Source organism: Arthrobacter sp. P1_B9 (genome assembly GCF_056406495.1).
On record NZ_JBFUAA010000009.1, the window covers coordinates 98,272 to 118,933 of the forward strand.

Below are 20,662 nucleotides of genomic sequence, written 5' to 3' on the forward strand. Positions count from 1 at the left end.
ATTATGGCGGGGGACGGGCTGATCAAACCCACAGGCGTATCCGCGTGACGGTCTCATATTCGACCAGAGGATCCGCCATGAACCAAAAGCGAATTGCCGCCACCGTCTTCTGTTCCCGCCTCACGTCTCGCGACACGGGCATGGCCGTCGTCATGTATCTGTTCATGGCAAAGCTTTGGATGATGCACAGGCGCATTTCCGGCTTCCTGGTCTTTCTCGTCGGCGTCGCCGCTGCACTGACGCTGACATCGGCGGCCAGTCCTATGCCTACTCCATCCGCCACATTGAAGAGCGATGCCGAGGGGTCCAAGGCTGCTCTCGTGCGAATCGACCTCCTTGCCATCGCGGAGATCGCCCATATTGACCACAGCACAGGCGAGGTGGTGATCTCCCGTGGCCGGTCCACAGTGCCGCTCGGTTCCGCTACCGGCGTGGTCGTTTCAGCAGACGGGATTGTGGCGACCACTTGGGAGAATCTTGCCGTCGACGAGGGCGCTGTGGCCGCTTACAGCGCGAACGAGCTCTTCGCCAAAGTGATCGGAGTGCCGATCGTTGGAAACGGCGGGAATCCGCTGCGGCGAGGCTCGACGCCTGATCGATACTGGGCGGCGCACCTGCAGCACTGCTACGACCAGGTGGAGCACTGTATCGTCTTTCGCGTCCCCCAGTACCGGGTGCACACTTACACGGCGGAGCCTGCGACCGTCATGGCCGAGCTGCTCAACCACCCGACCGGGCCCAAGGACATCGCGTTGCTCAGGATCAGTGGCGGCGGTGGCGCGCCGACAGCCACGCTGGCCGCGCCGGCCGCAGCACCAGGTGCGAATCCCGTACTGGTCGGCTTCACCGAGGATCCGAGCCCTAAGGCGGGACCGGCGCAGATTCCGGTGGCGGTGGACACCGCCGCGGGCCGAATCCGCTCTAGTCAGGACCTTGCCGGGCCACTCGAAGCCGGCGTGTCCGGCGGCCCCGTGCTGGACGGGGCAACCGGCCAGGTCCTCGGCCTGATGGGGCCCCGCCAGCCAGACGGCCAGGGCACTCTGGTGCCGGCCGCGTCCATTCAAGCAGCTATGGCCGCGGCGGGCGTTGAGGCCTCCCCATCGAAGTTCGATGCTGTATTCCGGCGGGGCATCGATCACCTCTCATCGGGCATGGGCGGATCGGCCGAGAGCGCACTCGAAGAGTCCTTGACCTACTTCGATTCCGCCTTGGCGACAAGTTATCTTGAGCAGGCCCGAAAGATGAGTAGCGAGCACCCGATGGGAGACCAGGCGACCGCCGCCGCAGACGCTGGCAAGGACGGCCCCCTGCAGGCTGCCCTCCTGCCCGGCTTCGCCGGATTCCTGCTCCTGGCCGGAATCCTGGCCGTACTGGTCCTGCGTCGCGGCAGGGCGTCAGCCGCTCGGGGCGTCCGCGGGGCCCCGCCTCGCCCCGCTGACCGTTCAAGCTCAAAGGGTGCCGAAGGGAGACCTGTTGCCCCTCTGAAACCCCAAACCGGCGATAGCCAGACCGCAATGACCCGGGCTGCGCGCGCTGATGAAGATCAGGTCCTGCGACAGCAGGCCGGACACGGCGGGACGGGCCCCGTGCGCACCGAAGCAGCCGGGCACAAGAGTTCTCCTCCCTCGCAATCTCCGGCATCTGGCGGGCGAGGTCAGCCGGCTTCGGGGGCGACCGGGGACGTAAATACGGGCCTGAATGGTGGCGAAACCCGCACGGCCGGACCGCTGGCACCCCGCTCCGCGGAGAGACAGGGCAGGACGTTTTGTTCCCAGTGCGGCAGATCAGTGCGCCCCGGAGCGCGGTTCTGCTCCAGCTGCGGTTACCCGGTCGGGTGAACCGTGGAGCCCGTTCAGGATTACCTCTATCCCGGGGCAGAATTCGCGGGTTACCAAATCCAGTCCTTGGTCGCCCGCGGCGGCATGGGAGTCGTTTACCGGGCGTTGGATGTGCAGCTCGGCCGACCCGTCGCACTCAAGCTCCTGGCCCCGGAACTTGCAGCCAACGAGAAGTTCCGTCAGCGGTTTGTCCGTGAGTCCCGGCTCGCCGCCTCGGTGGACCACCCCAACATCTTGCCGATCTACGCTGCCGGGGAATGGTCGGGACTGCTCTACATCGCCATGCGCTTTGTGCACGGCACTGATCTCAAAGCAGAACTTGACGCACGCGGCCCTCTCCCGCTGACCGAGGCCCTGGGCATTCTTTCCCACACGGCCGCGGCCCTGGACGCCGCGCACGGGGCGGGCCTTGTCCACCGGGACGTCAAGCCCGGCAACATACTGCTCTCTGACGACCTGGCAAACGGCCACCGGCTCGTCTACCTCACGGACTTCGGTCTCACAAAGCGCACCACCTCCGCCACGGGCGTGACGACGGCCGGTCACTTCCTCGGCACCTTGGACTACGTCGCACCCGAGCAGATCCGCGGCGGGACCATCGATAGTCGGGCCGATGTGTACGCGCTGGCGTGCGTGGCCTACACGCTGTTCGCAGGCCACCCGCCGTTCGATCATGACGACGACTCGGCCCAGCTGTGGGCGCACATGACCGAGGAGCCGCCGCGCCTCACCTTGGAACGGCCGGAGGTCCCTCCTGCAATGGAGGCTGCCATCGTCAAAGGCATGGCGAAACAACCCGAGGACCGGCCCCCAACATGCGGCGCCCTCGTTACCATGATGTCCGGCGGCCCGCCTGGCAAGGTTGTTCCAGCGCAGCCCCGACGCGCGGGGAAACACGCGGTCCCGCCCCGCGCCACTACACCCGGCAAGGACAACGACGGCGGCGCTCCGGTGGAAGCAGGGACCCTCGCCCGCGCGGGCGGGAATGCCCACTTGGGCGGACGATCCACCGGGTCCCGGGGTAGGCGCGCTGATCGGCGGCCGGCCCGGGCCGCGCGGCTGGCTGTGCTAGGCGGGGCGCTCCTCCTCCTAATCCTCGCCATCCTCGCCGGCGCGCTGCTCCCGCCGATGCTGTCTGGAGAAAAGTACGTAACCTTTCGCGCGGATGGCGTCCCGTACACCCTCGATGTCCCGCAGAGCTGGACCGCCCGAACTCACGAAGCGGGCGACAGCACCGTCAGTGTGCTCTCGGACGCGGACCTGACCGCGCTTTTCGCCGACGAGCCGGACGCTCCGGCTGCGGCGGCCCGAACGGCCAGCGCCCCGGAGAAAGTCGCCGGACTCGCCATCTACCACCGGCCCGCCGGGCTGACCAATCAATCCCCGACCGCCCGCGTCCGCACGGCGGAAGCGCTCCTGCCCGGCCGGGACGCGCATCTGGTGGACCGCGGGCCAGCTACCGTCGGGGAGGTTAAGGGGCAGGCCATGGAGGGGACGATCCCCCTCTCATCCGCCGTCACGCTGCAGGTCCGGGTCTTCGTCGTTGAGACCGATCCGGTCCAACTCCTGGTCTTTTTCGCCCCCTCGTCGCTGTTCGAGCAGCGCACGGAAACTTTCGATCACGTCGTCGGTTCTCTACGCCTGACGAAGTAAGGAAGGTCGCCATGCCGGACCAAGTGCCACCCCCGGACGGAACTGCGCTTTTCGTGCGCGCAAACGGCCGTGAGTGGAGCTTTCCGCCGCAGCAGACAGTTCAGGTTGGTCGGGATCCTGGCGCCGATGTCCCTATCGATGACGATCGTGTCAGCCGCGAACACGTCCGGCTCTGGCACAGCGAAGGCAGATGGTGGGCGGCAGATCAGGCAAGCCGCAACGGCACCTGGGACATGGAGTCGGACCGTGTGCTGGACGGCCCGGTGCCGCTACTCACCGGCGGACTTCGGCTCCGTCTTGGCGCTATGGACGGACCCGAGGTGCTCCTCAGGCCCCACCCGCCCGGACAGCCGGTGAGGCCACGCGTGCTCACTCTCGGGCGGTCGCACTCGTGCGACGTTGTGGTGGATGACCCCCTCGCGTCCCGGAGTCACGCCGTGGTCGAGGTCGGCGAAGCCGCCGTCCTGCGCGACGCCGGCAGCTTCAATGGAACATTCCTCAACGGAGAACGCGTCCACGGTGACGCCCTGCTCTCAATCGGTGACCTCATCGGTATCGGATCGAGCACTTTACTCTGGGACGGCGCCACCGCGGCCATGCCGCCACCGCAACGTCCCGCGTTCAGCGCCCGGCACCTGGAGGTCACCACCAAGACCGGAGCCCACCTGATGGACGATGTGTCCATCACCGTCCCGGCCGGGACGCTCGTGGCGGTCATAGGGCCTTCCGGCGCTGGCAAATCCACCCTCCTGGGCGCCCTTACCGGGCTGCGCCCGGCCACTCGCGGGCACGTCAGCTGGAACGGGCGGGACCTCTACGCCGAGTACGCCCAGCTCCGGTTCCTGGTGGGCTTGGTTCCCCAGGAGGACATCCTCCACCGGCAACTCACCGTCCGCCGCGCGCTCCATTTCGCAGCTCAATTGCGACTGCCCCCAGACACTAGCTCCGCAGAGCGCGACGAACGGGTCAATCAAGTCGTCGCCGAGGTCGATCTGACCAACCAAATCGACCAGCGCATCGATTCCCTCTCCGGGGGGCAACGAAAGCGGACCTCGATCGCCCTCGAGCTGCTCACAGCGCCCCAGCTGCTCTTTTTGGACGAGCCTACCTCCGGGCTCGACCCCGGCCTGGACAAGCAGGTCATGGGCAGCTTGCGCTCACTCGCCGACGCCGGCCGCGTCGTGCTGGTGGTCACCCACAGCGTCCTGGCCCTGGACGAATGCGACCGTGTGCTGGTCCTCGCCCGCGGCGGACGCGTGGCGTTCTTTGGACCACCGGCCGAAGTACTCCCATTCTTCGGTGTGGACAACTACCCTGCGGCGTTTGCGGCACTCGAGGACCCGACGTGGGTGGGCAAATACGCCCAATCGCCTGCTCGTGACGCGTACATAGGAAGGACCGCTTCAGCCAACGTGCCCGTACCTGTGGGCGACGCGCCCCCTCCGCCCCGCGCGGCCCCGCTGCGCCAGTTGTGGACGCTGATGCGGCGCAACGCCGCCGTCGTCGCCGCAGACCGCCTCTTCGTCGTCCTCCTTGTCGGCATGCCGATGCTGCTCGCCCTGATGGCGCACGCCTTCCCCGGCGAGGCCGGGCTGTCCATGCGGGAGGCCGGGGGCGATCTGTATCAGGTCCAACAGCGGCTCATTGTCCTGGTGGTCGGAGCAGCGCTCATGGGAACAGCCCTCACGGTGCGCGAACTGGTCGCGGAACGGCCCATCTACCGGCGGGAACAGGCCGTTGGCCTCTCCCCTACGGCTTACCTGCTCGGCAAGTTTGTGGTGCTTGGCGCCTTGGTCGCAATCCAGTGCATCCTGTTCACCGTGATGGCTCTCCTCGGTCTGCCGGGACCGGACGATGCCTTGGTACTCGGCAATGGGCACCTGGAGATTGCGGTGGCTGTGGCAGCGGTTGGCGTCGCCATGACCGCCGCCGCGCTGGTGATCTCGGCTGCCGCGACATCGACTGAACAAACCATGCCTGCGCTCGTCGCCTTGGTGATGGCTCAATTGGTCCTTTGCGGTGGGCTGTTCGCTATCCAAGGCCGCGCCGGACTTGAGGAGGTGTCGTGGCTGCTCCCTGCACGTTTTGGCTACGCGGCTGCGGCGGCCACTGTCGGGCTCCAGAAACCGCCAGCACCCGAAGTGGACACGCTCTACGACCCGACAGCCGAGCAATGGCTCACAGACACCGGGTTCCTCGGAATTCAAGCCGTCGCGTTCCTCGCACTGGCCTATTGGGCGTTGCACCATTCTGTCAACCGAAACCCTTGGCGGTGAGATCGAACTGCGGTCAAACCCCGACGGCGTGGCCAATTACCCCGCCAGTGGTGGAGAGTCGCCGCGGATCTATTGGGCCCAGTCGGCGTCGTCGTAGGGGCGTCCGCGGAAGTGGGCGCGGAGGTATTCGCCCACCACGGCAGCGCCCAGGTCTCCGGCCTCGGGCGCCACCACGCGGCCGTCGATGCGGCGGGCCATCCGCTGGACGAAACGTTCCAGGGAAGGGTCGTCGCCGAGCCGGAAGAACGTGGCCTGCGTGCCGGCGCGGGCCAGGCGGTCCAGTTCGGCGACCGTGACGCGGATGGTCTCCGGGTCCGGCGGCCAGCAGAACCAGGACTCGCCGTCGGCCAGCAGGTGCGCGGTGGGTTCGCCGTCGGTCACCACGAGGAGGACGGGCTGCATCGACGGGTGCTGACGGAAGAACCGGCCGGCCAGCAGCAGGCCGTGGTGCAGGTTGGTTCCCTGCTCCCGCAGGGCCGGCAGGGCCGTGAGCTCGCCAATGTCCATGGTCTGCGCGTAGCGGCCGAACGTGATCAGCTGCAGCCGGTCGCCGCGGAACCGGGTTGAGACGAGGTGGTGCAGGGCGAGGGCGGTGCGTTTCATGGGCACCCAGCGTCCCTCGGCGGCCATCGAGAAGGACACGTCCGCAAGCAGGACGACGGCGGCCTGCGTGCGCGCCTCCGTCTCCGTGACTTCGATGTCGCCCACGGCGAGGCGCAGTCCGCGGCCCGGGTCACCGCCGTCGGCGATCGTGCGGCGGATCGCGTTGGTGATGGTGCGGGTGACGTCCCACGGTTCGGCGTCGCCGAACTCCCATTGGCGGCTGGAGCCGGTCTGCTCCCCGGCCGCCCCGGCAACCCGCGTGTCCCGGCGGCCCTGCCGGCCGGAGAGCTGCTTGGCGGTGTCCCGCAACAGCGACCTGCCGAGCCGCCGCATGGCCTGCGGGGACAGCCGGAGATCGCCGTCGGCGCCGCGCTGGAGGAAACCGCCGTCCTGCATTGCCCGTTCGATCTCCGCGAGGGTGCGGGCCGTCACGGCGGCATTCTGTCCGAGCTGGCGGGCGAGGGCGTCCAGGTCCAGGTCATCGAGGCGTGACCCGCTGTAGGCCTGGGAGAGCTGTTCGGCCAGCTCGTCCAGTTCGGCGATGTCCTGGAGCACGCCGGTGCCGTCGCCGAGTCCGAGTCCTTCCTCGCCCTCGAAGCGTTCGGAGCCGGACCAGTCCTCGCCGGGGCGCAAAGCCTGCAGGTTGGAATCGAGTTGGCCCAGCTGTGCCATAAGCTCGGGCGAGCCGAACGCCTGGGCGGAGAGCCGCATCAGCTCCTCGCGCTGCTTGGCGGACATGGATTGCAGGAGCCGCTGGGCGGCGGCCGCGCGCTGGGCGAGCGCGTCCACCAGCTCCTCGACCGACTGCGGGTTCTCCGGGAAGAACTGGCCGTGCTTGGCCATGAATTCCTGGAAGTCCGCGTCGGTGTCCTCACCGCGGCGGTGTTTGCCGAGGAGCCCGTTGAGGTCCTGCAGCATCTCGGCCACGGCCGCGCGGTCCTCCTCGGTGGCGCCTTCGAGGGCCTCCTTCATGCCGGCGAACCGCTGGTCCAGGAGTTCGCGGCCGAGCAGGTCCTTGATCCGCTCGTAGGCCTCCCGCGCGGTGCTCGACTGCCAGTCATAGGAGGCGAGCTCGTTGACCGCCGCCGCCGTGGAGCGCGGCAGGTTCTGCAGTTGCATCTCCCGGAAGGCGCGGTCGGTGTCGTCCATCATCGCGTCGCGGGCGAGCTGCTTGCGTTCCTCCAGCACCGCAGTCTCAAGCAGCTTCTGGACTTCGCTGAGGGTGCCGTCCAGGTTGTGCCGGCCCAGCAGTTCACTGCGCCGCTGCTGGACGCGGCCGGCGAGCTCGTCGAGGCCTTCCCGGTTCCGGCCGCCGCGGCGCAGGAACTCCCGGAGGGCGTGCCGGGGCGAGTAGCCGGCCATGACGTCCTCGGCGACGGCGTCCAGCGCCTCCGCCAGGTCCACCGGCGGGGCGAGCGGATCCGGTCCTCCCGTGTACCGGCCGTACCTGGACCGGTTGTGAGCGGTCATGAGGCCTCCTTAGCCGTAAAGCTGCCTACCCGTAGATCGTCTCCTCGTCGTCGGACTCCTTGGAGATCCGCCGGGCGAGGTAGAGCCCTTCCAGTGCAAGTTCGACGGCGGCGGCGCGCTGCCCGTCGTTTTCCGCGCCCAGGCGCTCACTGATGTCGTCGTAGAGGCTGGATCCGTTGAGGGACGGCAGGTTGTGGAGGAACTCCCGCGCAGTGACCAGTTCACCGGTGGTGACCGTGGCGTGGCCGTCGAGCGCGGCCACGAGCGGGCCCATGTCCAGGCCGTGGAAGTGGGCCCGCACGGCTTCCGCGGTGGCCATGCGCAGGAGGTGGTCCAGGACGTCCTGTTCCCGGCCTTCCTCGCCGGATTCGAACTCGATCTTCCCGGCGAGGACGTCCACGGCGGCGTCCAGGTCGATGATCCGGGCGACGGCCTCGTCTTCGCCGCGCACGCTGGCCCGGCGCAGGGCCGCCGCGGCAACGGTTTCGGCGCCGGCGATGGCGAACCGCGCGGAAACCCCGGAGGTCTGGTTGACCGCCGGCGACTGCCGCAGCGCCCGGGTGTAGCGGGCCAGGATCTCGAGGATGACGGGCGGGACGCCGGCCACCAGCTGCCCCTCCTGCCGGATGACGGCGACCTCGTCGTCGAGCTCGATCGGGTAGTGGGTGCGGATCTCGGCGCCGAAGCGGTCCCGCAGGGGCGTGATGATCCGGCCGCGGTTCGTGTAGTCCTCCGGGTTGGCGGACGCGACCACCAGGACGTCCAGCGGCAGTCGCAGCACGTAGCCGCGGATCTGGATGTCGCGTTCCTCCATCACGTTGAGCATCGAGACCTGGATCCGCTCGGCCAGGTCGGGCAGCTCGTTGATGGCGATGATTCCGCGGTTGGAGCGCGGGACCAGGCCGTAGTGGATGGTTTCCGGGTCCCCGAGACGGCGTCCCTCGGCCACCCGCATCGGGTCGACGTCGCCGATCAGGTCCGCGACGGAGGTGTCCGGCGTCGCGAGTTTTTCGACGTACCGTTCCGAGCGGTGCCGCCACGCCACCCGAAGCCGGTCCCCCTCGGTGAGGGCCTGGGCGCGGGAGTGCTCCGTGATGGGTTCGTACGGGTGTTCGTTCAGTTCCGAGTCCTCGATCACCGGCGACCACTCGTCCAGCAGCCCGGCCAGGGTGCGCAGGAGCCGCGTCTTGCCCTGGCCCCGTTCGCCCAGCAGGACGACGTCATGCCCGGCGAGCAGGGCCCGCTCGAGCTGGGGCAGGACGGTCCGGCTGAACCCGAACATCCCGGGCCAGGGATCCCGGCCGGCGGCGAGCGCGGCGAGCAGGTTGTCGCGGATTTCGCGGCGCAGGTCCTTGTGGACGTGGCCGGAGGCACGCAGTTCACCAACAGTGAAGATATCGGGGCGATCACTCACTCCTCCACCGTAGACCTCTATCGTGCGGGGAATCGAGGGATTCTTGCAGATTCCTGCGCATTGGGGCGGGGTGCAAGAGAGCCGCCCGGGGTCCCCGGTCCGAGCCTGCGAGGGACGGGGCAGGCGGTGAGCGTTAGGCTGATTCTTGATGACTGCATCAACCGCGCCGAAACCATCTGCCGGGCCCTCACCCGAGCAGCAGGGCACGCTCCTGCTTCTCGTGCGCCACGGGGAGACGCCGACGACGGGCAGGTTGCTGCCGGGGCGGGCACCGGGGCTGCATCTGTCCGACCGGGGCCGGGACCAGGCTGACCGGGTCGCGGAACGGCTCGCGGGACTTCGGGTCGACGGCATCTACTCCTCGCCGCTGGAGCGCACCCGCGAGACGGCGGAGCCGGCGGCATCCCGCACCGGATTGGGCGTAAAGCAAGATGCCGGCCTGCTCGAATGCGACTTCGGCGAGTGGACGGGCGCCTCGCTGGCCGAACTGGCGCGCTTGCGGGCGTGGCAGACAGTCCAGCACAGCCCATCGACCTTCCGTTTCCCGAAGGGCGAGAGCTTCACGGAAATGCAGGCGCGGATTGTTGGAGCGCTTGAGGTGCTGCGCACAGCCCACCCCGGCGGCGTCGTCGTGTGCTTCTCCCACGCCGACCCCATCAAGGCCGCCGTCGCCCACGCCCTGGGCACGCCCCTGGACCTCTTCCAGCGGATCGTCATCAGCCCTGGCTCGGTGTCCGCCATCTCCTATGTGGACGGCCAGGGACCCGCCGTGCTCATGGTGAATTCGACGTCGGAACCCCTCAGCGGGCTGAGGACGCCGTGAATTCGGGACAGGCTGTGGGACCGCCAGTGAAACGGGACAGCCGGTGTCCGGCCGGGAGCTGACCCTGCTCGCCGAGGGCCGCGTCGAGCTGCTCGGACGCATCCCGCGCAGCAGCAACGAGACGTTCCTCGCCCAGGTCTCCTGCGGCGAAGACGCCGCCTATGCGGTCTACAAGCCTGAGGCCGGCGAACGACCGCTGTCCGATTTCGAGCCCGGCCTCTACCGGCGGGAACGCGCCGCCTACCTGCTCAGCGAGTCCCTGGGCTGGGGTTTCGTCCCGCCGACCGTGATCCGCGAGGAAGCCCCGCTGGGGGTCGGGTCGCTGCAGTGGTTCATCGAGTGCGACTTCCGCGAGCACTACTTCACGCTGTTCGAGGACGCCCCAGAGACACACCGCGACCTGGCGCGGATTGCCTTGTTCGACTACGTCGCCAACAACACCGACCGCAAGAGCGGGCACGTGCTGCGCGGTGACGACGGACGGGTCTGGGGCATCGACCACGGACTGTGCTTCTCCGCCGCTTTCAAACTCCGCACCGTGATCTGGGACTTCGCCGGCGAACCTATCCCCGATGCCCTGCTCGAGGACATCGCCCCGCTCGCCGAGGCCGCTCCTCCCGAGGTGGCCGGGCTCCTCGACGACGACGAGGTCACCGCCCTGCAGCGCCGCGTCCAGCGCCTGCTGCACGCCCGGGTCCTGCCGGTTGACCGCACCGGCATGCGCTACCCCTGGCCGCTCGTTTAGGCACCCGCCCGTCCGGGTGGCTCGGATATGCCGCCGGGGACCGCGGCCTGTCCAACGATCCCGCCATCTGGCGCAACGTCCGGACGGACGGCCAGCTAGAATCGGGCCCGTAAAATGGGGCCATGGTGAAATCCGCTCCGCGGTTCGCGGGATGAAGAGCGCTGGTGGCCGACTGCTGGCCGGACTTGAGCTCGACCGCGCAGCGGCTGAGCCTTTGCACCAGCAGCTGTATGCGCAGTTGCGCACCCAGATCCTGACGGGTTCAATGCCGAGCGGAACCCGCTTGCCCTCGACCCGCACACTCGTCACCGAGCTGGGAGTATCGCGGATCACTGTCGTGTCTGCGTTCGAGCAACTCACTGCTGAGGGCTTCCTGCGCTCACGTGCGGGTGACGGCACATACGTCGACACCCTGTGGAGCGATGCCGCCCCGCAGCGGCCGATGTCCCGGCCGCCGCTGTCCGAACGCGGAGCCGCCACCTCTTCGCGGGGCACCGACCTGTTCAGCGAGGCGCCGCACACGTGGGCGCCCGCCGAGACCGAATCGTTCGTTGCCAGCCAGGTTGCGTCCTCGGCTTTCCCCGCGGCGACCTGGAAACGCCTGTTGGGGCGCCATGCCGGGCGCACCGATCCGCTTGCGATCGGGTACAGCGATCCCCACGGCTACCGCCCACTGCGGGAAGCGATCGCGGAATACGTCAACGACGTGAGAGCCCTGGGGTGCACGGCGGACCAGGTGGTCGTCACCTCCGGTGCGCAGCAGGCCTTCAACGTGCTGGCGGTTCTCCTGCTCGACGCCGGCGACCCCGTCGTCGTCGAGGACCCGGGGCACATCTCCGGACGGCTCGCCTTCCAGTCCCAGGGCTGTCCTGTCCGAGGCGTCCCAGTCGACGACGAGGGAGCAGTCCTCCCGGACGACGACGCGGCTCCGGCACGCCTGGCCTGTCTGACCCCCGCGCGGCAGCATCCGCTCGGCATTGCGATGAGCCCGGGGCGAAGGGCGGAGTGGATCGCGTGGGCGCAACGGAACGGGAGCTGGATCGTCGAGGACGACTGCGACAGCGAGCTGCGCTACCGCGGGAAATTCCTCCCCACCCTGTTCGGGCTCGATTTGAGCAGGCAGGTGATCACTGTGGGCTCCTTCAGCAAGGTGCTCGCGCCGTCGATCCGCCTCGGATACTGCGTGCTGCCGGAGGACCTGGTGAAGCCGTTCGCATCCGCATCATCGGTCATTGGGCGCCCGCCCGCGATGGTGCTCCAGATGGCCCTCACGGACTTCCTGTCGGAAGGGCATCTGCACGCCCACCTTCGCCGCACCCGGCGTCTCTACGCGGCACGTCAGGACGCCCTGCTCGAAGCAATCGATCACCAGTTGAGCCACAGGATTGAAGCCGCCCCGGTCGACGCTGGCCTGCACGTCATGGGTTGGCTCCGTGAACCGGTCGACGATATCGAGGTAGCCAGGGGACTGGCCGCGGGCCGGGTGTACACCTACCCCCTCGGCGAGTACCGGCTCACCCGGCAGCTCCCCCCGGCGCTGCTAATCGGGTTCGCCGGCACCGCGGAGGAGCACATGCCGCAGGCTGTCGGCAGGATGGCCGCCGCGTGGGACCGATGGGAGCGCATCGCCGCAGGTTCCTGAATGGACTTAACGACTGTGGCCTTAATGGACCTTTTTTGCGATCCATTACCGGCGTACAAATGATGAGTGACATTCGCCACCACCCCTGACACGCCTCCCGAGGAGCCAACGATGCCCCCTGCCGACGCCCAATTTAAGGCGCTCCTAAGATCCCGCCTCAACCAAGAGGAGATCGACTCCCTGCCCCGCCTGACCGACGAGCTGGCCCGGACCCTGATCGAACGGATCGACCGCGCCCCTCTGTTCGCCCACGCCTACGCCCTCCTTGGCAACCTGACCTACGGCGGGTACGGGCCCGATGACGTGCTCGACTTCGCGCATCGGCACGGCCTGGCCGGCGCCTGCATCCACCTCCTCGACGGCGAGGAGCGGAGCCTGGGCCGGATGAGCGAGAACAGGCTTCGCGAGTTCGCCGACCGCGCGCGCCACCTGGGTCTGGGGATCCACCTCGAAATCAGCACCACCCTGCGCGCGGACGTGGACGAGGTAGTCCGCATCGCGGGGGTCCTCGGCGTCCGGCACATCCGCGTCTACTCGCGCTTCGAGGGCACGCTCTCGCAGGTGATGACACTGATCGAGCAGGACCTGCGCCGGCTCGCCGTGCTCGCAGACGAGCACGATCTGCACTTCTCCTTCGAGCAGCACGAGGAACTGCGCTCCACCGAGATCGCCGAGTTGCTGCGGCGGGTCTCCCATCCGCGCCTGCACGCCATGTTCGATTTCGGGAACATGATCAATGCCTGCGAGCGTCCCATGGATGCCCTCTCCGCGCTCGCGCCGCACATCCTGCAGGTTCACCTGAAAGGGGTCCATGTTCTTCCCGAGGGAGACGGATACGGTCACCGCGGTGTCCTGCAGGGAAGCCCTGAGGACGACTTGCCCGGTGCGCGGATGCTCTTCGAGCTCCTGATGCTCGGCGAGGACGAGCCTCAGGTCATCGCCCTGGCCCTCGAACAGGAAAATCTTTACTACGCTCCCGCCTTCCGCCACGCCGGCGAAGGCGCGGACCCGTTCATCCCGTACCGCGATCTGAGCACTACCGGCATCCCGCCCGGATGGACCCGGGATGAACTGCTCGCTGCAGAACCCGGCTGGGCCGACCACCAGGTGGCCCACGTGAAGGAGCTGCTCGCCTCGCTGCGCGACATCGCCGTCGCGCAGCTCGACACAACGAAGTCCCTGGCAGGTGCACGATGACCACATTGACTCAGACCCCCGGGAAGTCCACGAACCGCGTCGACTGGAGCAAGTGGATCCGCTTCGCTCTGCTCGTCATGGCGGGCGGCACCATCTACAAGCTCGCCAACCTCAAGGACGCGTTCTACGTCCCCATGCAGGAGGCAATGGGCCTCAGCCACACTGAGATCGGCACCCTGCTGAGCGTCAACTCGATGGTCGCGACGGCGCTCTTCATCGTCGGCGGCTACCTCGCCGATCGCTTCTCCACGCGGATCCTCATCCCGCTCGGACTCGTGGGCACCGGAGCGCTGGGCCTGTTCCTCAGCACGTTCCCCGGCTTCAGCACGCTCCTGCTCCTGTTCGCGCTGCTCGCCGTGTGCTCGGACTGCCTGGTCTGGCCCGCGTTGCTGAAGAGCATCCGTCAGCTTGGCGGCTCGAAGGAACAGGGGCGGCTCTTCGGCCTCCTCGAGGGCGGTCGCGGCGTCGTCGACACTGCCGTGGCGTTCTCCGCGCTGGGAATTTTCGTCCTGCTCGGTTCGGGTACCGGCGGATTCCGTGCGGCCATTGCCTTCTACGCCATCATTGACGTCGTCGTCGGCGTGCTGTTGTTCCTGCTGCTTCGCAGTCAGCCAAGCAATCAGACAAGCGAGCAGGCGAGCGAGCAGGCGAGCGAGCAGCCCGTGGCGAAGAAGCAGAAGGCCGGCCTCGGCGAAATCTGGCGTGCCGCGCAGCAGCCGCAGCTGTGGTGGGTGAGCTTCACCGTGTTCATGGTGTACGTCGTGTACTGCGGCCTCACGTATTTCATCCCGTATTTGACCTACGTGTACGGGCTGCCTGTCGCGCTGGTCGGCGCCTACGGCATCATCAACCAGTACGGCCTGAAAATCATCGGTGGCCCGATCGGCGGAGTCCTCGCGGACAAGGTGGTCAAGGGTGCGAGCCGGTACATCCGGTTGGCGTTCCTGTGCCTGATCCCGGTGGTGGCGGTGCTGCTGCTCCTCCCGGCCGATCCCGGCAGCCAGATCCCGGCGATGATCGTGACCCTGCTGTTCTCGCTTATCGTCTTCACTATGCGGGGTGTGTTCTGGGCGCCGATGGACGAGGTCGGGATTCCGGAGGAGACCAGCGGCACGGCTTTCGGAATCGCATGCCTGGTCGGTTATGCACCAGGGATGTTCGCTTTCATCGTCTACGGGACAATCCTCGACGCAAATCCGGGAGCCGCCGGTTACCACATCGTGTTCCTCGTGCTCGCGGCGCTCGCCCTCGTGGGAGCGGCCGTGTCCAGCGGGCTCGTGCGAGCCGCCCGGGCCCGACGGGCTGCGGCCGAGGTTTGATCGTGTACCGGACGACGGCGGGGACTTCCCGCCGTCGTCCGCTTCCGTTTTGGTGAGGTGCTGGACAGCGCGGGCGAGCCGCCGTCGGAGGCATGGATGGCGCCGAAGATCTACCGTGAGAAGCGTCTCAAATTATTACCGAGGCAGCCGGGGGCCACCTGCCGGCAGGGTAAAGTTATCTGTTCGTAACATTTATCTGACTGAAATGTGTTTGAAGATGCCTGCAGACTCCGCTAATGAAGACAAGCCGAAACAGCTCCTCGGGCTAAGTGGCACCCAGACTATTGGCTCGGCGTTGGCCGCGGTGACCTCTGCCTTGGTGGGGTCCTTTCTAGGCGTTGCCGGGACGCTTATTGGCGCCGCACTCGGCTCCATCGTTGCCACGGTGGGCGCCGCCCTGTATGCCCGGACACTCAGTTCGGCCGCCACCGTGGCAATGACGAAAATCCCAAAGCGACGCAGGGGTGGACTGCCCGCTGACGACGCCGGCGTGCTGGCCGCCAGCGCCCCGGCCGAAAGCGACGGACCTCAATCCAACCGGCTGAAGAGGCAGGTCACCCCAAAGACCTGGATTAAGATCGGGGCGGTCAGTGCTGCCGCATTCGTGATCGCGATGGTCGGTGTCACTGCAGTCGAATTCGGAACCAATAAGCCCATCTCCAGCCTGGTCTCGTCGGCGTCGAGCATCGACGGTGCGGCTGGCCCCACGACGACGCTGGGCACGGCCCTGGGTGGCACTCCGACTGTCCCGGACAAAACGGATGCATCGACCAAGGACGTGAAGGATGGACCCGGGCAAGTCGCGCAAGTGCCCGGGCAGGTCGAGCAAGGTGCCACCAAGACAGATGGCCTGACCACGGAGGGTAGCCCCAGTGGCACGGACAGCGGCTCGGCCGGAACCGCAGTGCCGGGAGCCGGCGCACCAAGCGACACCACGCCGGCGGACGTCGCCCCCGAAACCGGCCAGAGCCCGGAGCCTGCCCCCGCAACCGAACAGACCCCGCAGCCCGAGGTGTCCTCGGATTCGGGATCGGCCGAGCAGCCCGCACCGTAATGGCGATGATAGGGATCAAGGACCGATAGGAACCTGTTAGGGCCGGCGGGGCCGGGCGGCGGTGTTGTGGCGGCTGGCTCATCCCACGAGGACCACCGTATTCTCAGCGGTCAGCCGGCATTTCGTTGCCGCGTTGAAGCAAGGGCATTCACGAGCTCCGGCTCAGTTGCCGGGGTCAACGCGACTGCTCGCCCGCAGGTAGTTTTGCCTGATGGCCGGGTGGAAGTCCGGGGCGGGTGCGGCGTCCACCGCGACCGGCCAATCCGGCCGGTTGCCGCTCGAGGCCCAGACTGCCTGGACGGCAGCACCCCGGGCCACGTACTCCCCCGGGCTCGGGACCACGACCGGCAGGTCGAAGACCTGGGCTGCGATGGCCTGCACCGCGGGGTTCTGCACGGCGCCGCCGATCAGCAGGAGCCGTGTTGCGGGGCTCCCTTGCGCCCGCAGGGCTTCCAGCCCGCCGGACAGTCCGCACATCATGCCTTCGATGGCGGCCCGGGCCAGATTGCTCCTGGTGCTGGAGGCAATGCTGAGCCCGTGGAAGCTGGCCTTGGCGTGGGGCAGGTTGGGCGTGCGCTCACCTTCGAAGTAGGGCACGAGCACCACGCCGCCGGCGCCGGGTTCGGCGCCCAGGGCAAGTCGCGCAAGTTCGTCGAAGTCCACGCCCAGGATGCCTGCCACGGAGCCGAGCACGCGCGCGGCGTTCAGTGTGACGGCGATGGGCAGGTACTCGCCGCTGGCGTCCGCGAAGCCCGCCACCGTTCCGCTGGGATCGGCGACGGCACGGGACGCCACCGAGAACACCGTGCCGCTGGTGCCGACGGACACCACCACGTCCCCGGGTTCGGCCCCCAGACCCAGGGCGCCGGCCGCGTTGTCCCCGGCGCCGGCACCAAGGAGAATGCGGTGCCCGGGTCCGGCCGGGCCAGCCAATTCCGCTGTGCCGGAACCGAAACAGTCGGGGTGGACCGCCCCGGCGGCGTCCCCGGGGCCGAGCACCCGCGGCAGAATCACGGTTCCGGGATCCCGGTGCCCGGCACCCCCGCTGGCCTCCCTGGCGTCCCGGCCGAAGGCCAGTTTGAACAGCTCCAGATCGTATTCGCCGGCCGAAGGGCTCCAGTATCCGGTGCCGCTGGCATCGGAGCGGTCGGTGGTGAGCTGGTCCAGGTCCGGGCCCAGCGGGCTGGTTGCTGCCGGGCCGTAACCGCGGAGCCGCCAGGTCAGCCAGTCGTGGGGCAGCGCAACAGCCGCCACCCGGTCCGCCAGGTCCGGTTCGTGGTCCCGGACCCAGCGGATCTTGGTGATGGTGAAGGAGGCCACCGGGACCAGCCCGGTCCTGCGGGCAAAGTCCTCCGCCCCCACTTCGTCGGTGAGAGCGGCCGCTGCCGACGCCGATCGGGTGTCGTTCCACAGCAGCGCCGGGCGCACCACGTTGCCGTCGTGGTCCAGCAGCACCATGCCGTGCTGCTGGCCCCCCACCGAGAGCGCACTGACGTCCGCCAGCCCGCCGGCGTCGTCGAACGCCGCTGACAAGGCCCGCCACCAGTGATCCGGGTGGACTTCGGTTCCGTCCGGGTGGGCGGCCCGGCCCTCGCGGACCAGCGTTCCGGTGCCGGCGTCGAGGATCACCACTTTGCAGCTTTGGGTGGAGGAGTCGACGCCGGCAGCAAGGTTCATGGAAGCAGCCGTCACGGTCTTAGCGGGCGCCGAGCAGGTGCTCGATGAAGAGCTGCTGCAGCTTCACGAAACCGAAGCCCTTGCCGCCGAAGTAGGCGTCGGCGTCGAAGTCCTCGTAGGAGGCGTGGTCCGCGCGGAGCTGTTCGTAGCCTTCGCCCGGGTTGAGGGTGGGTTCGTTGATTTCCGCCACGCGGGAGGACTGCAGCGCGGCCTGGACCTCGGGGTCGGCGCGGAAGGCCTTGGCGCGTTCCTTGAGCAGCAGGTAGGTCTGCATGTTGGCGGCCGCGGAGTCCCATACGCCGTCGATGTCCTCGGTGCGGCTGGGCTTGTAGTCGAAGTGGCGCGGGCCGTCGTAGGCCGGCCCGCCGTCGGGGCCGCCGTTTTCGAGCAGGTCCACGAGGGAGAACGCGTTCTGCAGGTCGCCGTGGCCGAACACCAGGTCCTGGTCGAACTTGATGCTGCGCTGGCCGTTGAGGTCGATGTGGAAGAGCTTGCCCTGGTAGAGCGCCTGGGCGATGCCGTGGGTGAAGTTCAGTCCGGCCATCTGCTCGTGCCCGGTCTCGGGGTTGATGCCCACCAGTTCGGGGCGCTCCAGGGTTTCGATGAACGCCAGGGCGTGGCCCAGGGTGGGGAGCAGAATGTCGCCGCGGGGTTCGTTGGGCTTGGGCTCGATGGCGAACCGGATGTTGTAACCCTTGTCAGTGACGTAGTCGCCCAGCAGGTTCACGGCCTCGCGGTAGCGTTCCAGGGCGCCGCGGATGTCCTTGGCGGCGTCGTATTCGCTGCCTTCGCGGCCGCCCCACATGACGAAGGTTTCGGCGCCGAGCTCGGCGGCGAGGTCGATGTTGTCGAGCACCTTGCGCAGGGCGAAGCGCCGGACGCCGCGGTCGTTGCTGGTGAAGCCACCGTCCTTGAAGACGGGGTGGCTGAACAGGTTGGTGGTGACCATCGGGACAATCATTCCGGTGGACTTCAGCGCGCCCGTCAGCCGGTCGATTTCACGCTGGCGGTCAGCGGCGGAGCAGCCGAAGGGAAAGAGGTCGTTGTCGTGGAAGGTGATGCCGTAGGCGCCGAGGTCGCTGAGCCTGTTGACGGCCTCGACCGTGTCCAGCGGCGGGCGGGTGGCCGATCCGAACTGGTCCTGGGCCTCCCAGCCCACCGTCCAGAGGCCGAAGGAAAATTTGTCGTCACGGGTGGGCTGAATCGTCATTGAATGCTCCGAAGGTAGTTGTGGCTGCTGTTGCGCGGCTGGCGGGGAAACCAGAGGGAATTGTTCTAGAGCCAAACATATTACGAATTTTGGCAGAGTCAACCCCAGCAAGCAAGGAATTGCTAACCGGTTCTGGCGCTGCGGGCGGGTGAATGTTAAGTTGTTCATAATAGCAATTTGGCCGGCAGATCAAGCAATGAGGCCCTTGAGTGAAGGATCCCACCGTGATTGATCAGATGGTGACCGAACGCAATTGGCCGGAAAACCTCAGCTACGAAACCCATCCGCGCACTGCGTCGGAACCGCAAGACCTCCGGCTGGATTCGGATGAGAAATTCCGCAACGCCTTCCTGGACCGCGCGGTGGCCGGCCGCTGATAGTGTCACGATGATGCCTCCACGTACTCTTGCTTCCGCGGCGGCGAGGGAGCCGGATCCGTCCCGCCGCAACAATTTGTCGCTGCTGACCTCCCTCGTCCACCACCACGGCGTCCTCAGCCGTGCCCAACTGACCCGGCACACGGGACTGAACCGTTCCACCGTCGGGACGCTGATCGGACAGCTCGTTGCGTTGGGCCTGGTCTATGAAACGGCGCCCGCCGGCGAAGGGCACGTCGGCAGGCCGAGTCCGAACGTCCATCCGAGCCCGTCGGTCGCGGCGTTGGCAGTCAACCCAGAGATCGACGCCGTCACTATCGGCCTGGTCAGTCTCGGGGGGAAGGTGCAAAAGAAGATCCGCTTCGACACGGAACGGATTCCGAGCGCCCGGGAAGCGGTGAATATCGCATCGGCCGTGATCGCCGGGATGCGCTCCGAGCTGGATGCGTCCTACCGGATCACGGGCATTGGCATGGCCGTGCCGGGCCTGGTCAACCGCGACGACGGCGTGGTCCGGCACGCGCCGCACCTGGGCTGGCGGAACGAGCCGGTCGCCCGAATGCTGAGCGAAGCCACCGGCTATCCGTGCCAGGCCGCGAACGACGCCTCCCTCGGCGCCGAAGCGGAGCTGATTTTCGGCGCCGGCGCCGGGCAGGGGAACCTGATCTACCTCAACGGCGGCGCCAGCGGCATCGGCGGCGGAATCATCTCCGACGGGCAATTGCTCAGGGGCGCCTCCGGCTACGCCGGGGAGATCGGCCATACCTTTGTCCGCTCCGAAGGAAAGCGCTGCCACTGCGGCGCCACCGGCTGCCTGGAAACCGAAGTCTCCCAGTCCCGCCTCCTCGAACTGGCCGGCCTAAGCCGCGGCGACACCGCCGACCTCGAAAAGGCGCTGGCGACCAGCAGCAGTGCTGAGGTGAACGACGAAGTGGCACGCCAACTCATGTTCCTGGACATAGCCCTGCGCAATGCCGTGAACATTTTCAACCCCGAGGCAATCGTCCTGGACGGTTTCCTGGGAACGCTGTACGCCCTCGCACCGGAGTCTGTGGACGGAGTGCTGCTATCCCAGGCAATGGACGGCCCCGCCGGCCAGGTCGAGATCTACCGTGCAGCGCTCGGTTCTGACCTGATGATGATCGGGGCCGCGGAGCTGGCGTTTACCCCGTTCCTGGCCGACCCCGCCGGCCTCGGCACAACCACCCGCACCGCGCCCGCGGCGGGCTAGGAACCCGGCACTGGTTCACCCGACACTGGTTCAAAAGCCGGAGCAGCCGGTACGGCGTTGCGCGCGGATCGACCCCTCAGGCCAACTATCTGCCATACAAATAGGTGGCATCAGTAAACGCCTCTTCACCGAA

The 20,662-nt window shown here is 67.7% G+C and carries 15 protein-coding genes and 1 pseudogene; 12 read left to right on the forward strand and 4 right to left on the reverse strand.

Features of this window, described 5'->3' with window-relative positions:
* The first annotated feature begins 77 nt into the window (after nt 1–77).
* The 4 genes and pseudogenes from AC1D1A_RS13890 to AC1D1A_RS13905 all read left to right on the forward strand — a co-directional run bounded on the left by AC1D1A_RS13890 (nt 78) and on the right by AC1D1A_RS13905 (nt 5,767).
* Nucleotides 78–1,838 carry a zinc ribbon domain-containing protein gene (locus AC1D1A_RS13890; protein ID WP_476947954.1) on the forward strand — a complete coding sequence of 587 codons (1,761 nt, stop codon included), beginning with the start codon at nt 78–80 and terminating at the stop codon, nt 1,836–1,838.
* A 3-nt stretch (nt 1,839–1,841) separates the two neighbouring features.
* Complete coding sequence (locus tag AC1D1A_RS13895) at nt 1,842–3,491, forward strand: serine/threonine-protein kinase (protein ID WP_476857598.1); 1,650 nt, start codon at nt 1,842–1,844, stop codon at nt 3,489–3,491.
* Between the two features lie 11 nt (nt 3,492–3,502).
* A pseudogene (locus AC1D1A_RS13900) lies at nt 3,503–3,709 on the forward strand (FHA domain-containing protein); the annotation flags it as partial.
* Nucleotides 3,710–3,856: 147 nt separating this feature from the next.
* Nucleotides 3,857–5,767, forward strand: coding sequence for an ATP-binding cassette domain-containing protein (locus tag AC1D1A_RS13905; protein ID WP_476948002.1), 1,911 nt, complete (start codon nt 3,857–3,859; stop codon nt 5,765–5,767).
* Between the two features lie 69 nt (nt 5,768–5,836).
* Here AC1D1A_RS13905 and AC1D1A_RS13910 read toward each other — a convergent pair whose 3' ends face one another.
* Both AC1D1A_RS13910 and AC1D1A_RS13915 read right to left on the reverse strand, forming a co-directional pair.
* Nucleotides 5,837–7,840, reverse strand: a complete 2,004-nt coding sequence (locus AC1D1A_RS13910) for a vWA domain-containing protein (RefSeq protein ID WP_476947955.1) — start codon at nt 7,838–7,840, stop codon at nt 5,837–5,839.
* A 25-nt stretch (nt 7,841–7,865) separates the two neighbouring features.
* The gene (locus AC1D1A_RS13915) at nt 7,866–9,254 is read right to left on the reverse strand and encodes a sigma 54-interacting transcriptional regulator (protein WP_476849697.1); all 1,389 of its coding nucleotides are present in this window, start codon (nt 9,252–9,254) and stop codon (nt 7,866–7,868) included.
* 148 nt (nt 9,255–9,402) lie between these two features.
* Between AC1D1A_RS13915 and AC1D1A_RS13920 the strand changes: the two genes are divergently transcribed.
* From AC1D1A_RS13920 to AC1D1A_RS13945, 6 genes are all read left to right on the forward strand, one after another.
* Entirely contained in the window at nt 9,403–10,077 is a 675-nt protein-coding gene (locus AC1D1A_RS13920) for an MSMEG_4193 family putative phosphomutase (RefSeq protein WP_476849698.1), read from the forward strand.
* Between the two features lie 43 nt (nt 10,078–10,120).
* Nucleotides 10,121–10,822 (forward strand): SCO1664 family protein, encoded by a 702-nt coding sequence (locus AC1D1A_RS13925; RefSeq protein ID WP_476947956.1) that lies wholly within the window; start codon nt 10,121–10,123, stop codon nt 10,820–10,822.
* 151 nt (nt 10,823–10,973) lie between these two features.
* Nucleotides 10,974–12,464 carry a MocR-like pyridoxine biosynthesis transcription factor PdxR gene (gene pdxR, locus AC1D1A_RS13930; protein ID WP_476857603.1) on the forward strand — a complete coding sequence of 497 codons (1,491 nt, stop codon included), beginning with the start codon at nt 10,974–10,976 and terminating at the stop codon, nt 12,462–12,464.
* A gap of 66 nt (nt 12,465–12,530) precedes the next feature.
* Entirely contained in the window at nt 12,531–13,661 is a 1,131-nt protein-coding gene (locus tag AC1D1A_RS13935) for a sugar phosphate isomerase/epimerase family protein (protein WP_476947957.1), read from the forward strand.
* The gene (locus tag AC1D1A_RS13940) at nt 13,658–14,980 is read left to right on the forward strand and encodes an MFS transporter (protein WP_476947958.1); all 1,323 of its coding nucleotides are present in this window, start codon (nt 13,658–13,660) and stop codon (nt 14,978–14,980) included. Before AC1D1A_RS13935 ends, AC1D1A_RS13940 begins: the two co-directional genes overlap by 4 nt.
* Before the next feature lie 217 nt (nt 14,981–15,197).
* On the forward strand, nt 15,198–16,034 hold the full coding sequence (locus AC1D1A_RS13945) for a hypothetical protein (RefSeq protein ID WP_476947959.1): 837 nt from the start codon (nt 15,198–15,200) through the stop codon (nt 16,032–16,034).
* Between the two features lie 162 nt (nt 16,035–16,196).
* On the opposite strand, the gene xylB is transcribed toward AC1D1A_RS13945, so the two are convergent.
* Both xylB and xylA read right to left on the reverse strand, forming a co-directional pair.
* Nucleotides 16,197–17,711, reverse strand: coding sequence for a xylulokinase (gene xylB / locus AC1D1A_RS13950; protein ID WP_476947960.1), 1,515 nt, complete (start codon nt 17,709–17,711; stop codon nt 16,197–16,199).
* Between the two features lie 19 nt (nt 17,712–17,730).
* Nucleotides 17,731–18,921, reverse strand: a complete 1,191-nt coding sequence (gene xylA, locus AC1D1A_RS13955; RefSeq protein WP_476947961.1) for a xylose isomerase — start codon at nt 18,919–18,921, stop codon at nt 17,731–17,733.
* Between the two features lie 209 nt (nt 18,922–19,130).
* Here xylA and AC1D1A_RS13960 point away from each other — a divergent pair, with 209 nt between their 5' ends.
* Complete coding sequence (locus tag AC1D1A_RS13960; RefSeq protein ID WP_476871425.1) at nt 19,131–19,298, forward strand: hypothetical protein; 168 nt, start codon at nt 19,131–19,133, stop codon at nt 19,296–19,298.
* A 10-nt stretch (nt 19,299–19,308) separates the two neighbouring features.
* Complete coding sequence (locus AC1D1A_RS13965; RefSeq protein WP_476947962.1) at nt 19,309–20,529, forward strand: ROK family transcriptional regulator; 1,221 nt, start codon at nt 19,309–19,311, stop codon at nt 20,527–20,529.
* Nucleotides 20,530–20,662: the final 133 nt, after the last annotated feature.

Excerpts from the sequence above, each read along its gene's own strand:
- AC1D1A_RS13920 (WP_476849698.1), top strand. The coding sequence starts at position 9,403 with ATGACTGCATCAACCGCGCCGAAACCATCTGCCGGGCCCTCACCCGAG.
- AC1D1A_RS13890 (WP_476947954.1), top strand. The coding sequence starts at position 78 with ATGAACCAAAAGCGAATTGCCGCCACCGTCTTCTGTTCCCGCCTCACG.
- xylB (WP_476947960.1), bottom strand. The coding sequence starts at position 17,711 with ATGAACCTTGCTGCCGGCGTCGACTCCTCCACCCAAAGCTGCAAAGTG.
- AC1D1A_RS13965 (WP_476947962.1), top strand. The coding sequence starts at position 19,309 with ATGATGCCTCCACGTACTCTTGCTTCCGCGGCGGCGAGGGAGCCGGAT.
- xylA (WP_476947961.1), bottom strand. The coding sequence starts at position 18,921 with ATGACGATTCAGCCCACCCGTGACGACAAATTTTCCTTCGGCCTCTGG.
- AC1D1A_RS13910 (WP_476947955.1), bottom strand. The coding sequence starts at position 7,840 with ATGACCGCTCACAACCGGTCCAGGTACGGCCGGTACACGGGAGGACCG.
- AC1D1A_RS13945 (WP_476947959.1), top strand. The coding sequence starts at position 15,198 with ATGCCTGCAGACTCCGCTAATGAAGACAAGCCGAAACAGCTCCTCGGG.
- pdxR (WP_476857603.1), top strand. The coding sequence starts at position 10,974 with ATGAAGAGCGCTGGTGGCCGACTGCTGGCCGGACTTGAGCTCGACCGC.
- AC1D1A_RS13940 (WP_476947958.1), top strand. The coding sequence starts at position 13,658 with ATGACCACATTGACTCAGACCCCCGGGAAGTCCACGAACCGCGTCGAC.